The sequence below is a fragment of the Acidithiobacillus sp. TH-A36 genome, assembly GCF_057473445.1.
Genome location: NZ_JBYCKP010000569.1, coordinates 1 through 1,366, shown reverse-complemented (window position 1 = coordinate 1,366; position 1,366 = coordinate 1). Strand labels below are relative to the sequence as shown.

Below are 1,366 nucleotides of genomic sequence, written 5' to 3'. Positions count from 1 at the left end.
GAGATGTCAGGTTGTGATTTGCGGGGGGAACCGGCTGCATCGCCATCAACGCACCATTCGCCGGTACTGCTGGCAGGGCGTCCCGCGCTGTTTTGGCTGGATGTGTGGGCTGCATACTGATGTGCATGGAGGGTAACGCTGCGTTCTGTGCGCTTGTGGTTTGAGCACTGGTTTTCACCCCGTCATCGGGGTGTTTGGGCACCATCACTTTATTGGCGATCATGATGGCCACCACGAAAACCGCGAGGCCGCCCCAGATCAGCTTTTTCTTGCTGGCTTTAACCTTGCTGCTTCCGCCTGCGATACCACTGATCGGTGTGCGTTCCGGTACGGTGCTTTTTTCGTTTACTTCAGAGGCATTTTCTTCAGAGAGATTAGCCTCTGTTTGCGGTTCTGCCTGAGTTTCTGCGTTTTCTACGGATGTTTTTTTGTTTCTTCCGAACATCAGGCGTTCCCCTTGATTTTGGCAATTTCTCCGGCTAGCGCAGTTTTTGCATCGAGCACGTTCTGCAGAACTTCCTTTTCTCCCAGTGCAATTACACTACCATTGACTACCACGACCATATTTTTTATCCCCCTGGGATGCAGAATCTTCGTGAACATCATCGTCAGTATGAATCCTGCAAACTGAACCGGCGGAAGCGCGACTAGCTTTTGCGCTTCCTCTTCTAAGAGTTTCTGATCAACGTCATGATCCAATTCAGTATCCCCGTTTGCAGCACCCAGAAAATCCCCATGCCAAGCATTAGGCTTGCGCCACCCAATCCCAACAAAATCCATCCGTAGCGATGATGCGTTTTCGCCTTTTTCGGAATTTTGTGATGGATGGTTTCCACGGACCATTTCTGCATTTAATTAACCCATACACTATAATGTTAAAGATTGCACAAGACAAGATCGCCCTACACTTGTCATTTGACAATAATCAGTCCCTCGCGCCGACAGGTAGCAACAATCATGGCAGAGAGCTTCCCGGATGAGACAAAAGCCCGGTATCTTGGCTGATCATTCCGGGCCGCCAGATTGGTATTCGCCGTAACCACCTTGAGCAGATCCACCCGATGTGTAATGTCTTTGGCGATCTTGAAATACTGATCCTGACGCCAGTTCACGAAATGATGGTAGATCTCGGTATCTTCGCCGGTGATCGAAAGATGATGGGCTTTTCTGGCCCTACTGATGACGCCTGCGGGTAGATGATACTGGATGTCTTTGGATGTACGGTCGAGATAGTCGATATGCAATTCACCGACCAGGACACTACCATCTGGTTCCGCGTGCCAGCGCGGTTGCCACGTCCCCACTCTGCGCGGTTGACGTGGTTCCGGTTCCGGCATTTCGACCCGCACTCCGATTTCCCAGCGGC

Annotated in this window: 2 protein-coding genes and 1 pseudogene; all 3 read right to left on the bottom strand. The window is 51.2% G+C overall.

Going from position 1 to position 1,366, the window contains the following annotated elements:
* A partial coding sequence (locus AC2VLY_RS14405) for a hypothetical protein (protein WP_486922518.1) occupies positions 1–445 on the bottom strand: 445 nt, incomplete at its 3' end.
* Positions 445–780 (bottom strand): hypothetical protein, encoded by a 336-nt coding sequence (locus tag AC2VLY_RS14400; protein ID WP_486892026.1) that lies wholly within the window; start codon positions 778–780, stop codon positions 445–447. The genes AC2VLY_RS14405 and AC2VLY_RS14400, both read right to left, overlap by 1 nt.
* Positions 781–911: 131 nt before the next feature.
* Positions 912–1,366, bottom strand: a pseudogene (locus tag AC2VLY_RS14395) (hypothetical protein); the annotation flags it as partial.

Excerpts from the sequence above, each read along its gene's own strand:
- AC2VLY_RS14400 (WP_486892026.1), bottom strand. The coding sequence starts at position 780 with ATGGATTTTGTTGGGATTGGGTGGCGCAAGCCTAATGCTTGGCATGGG.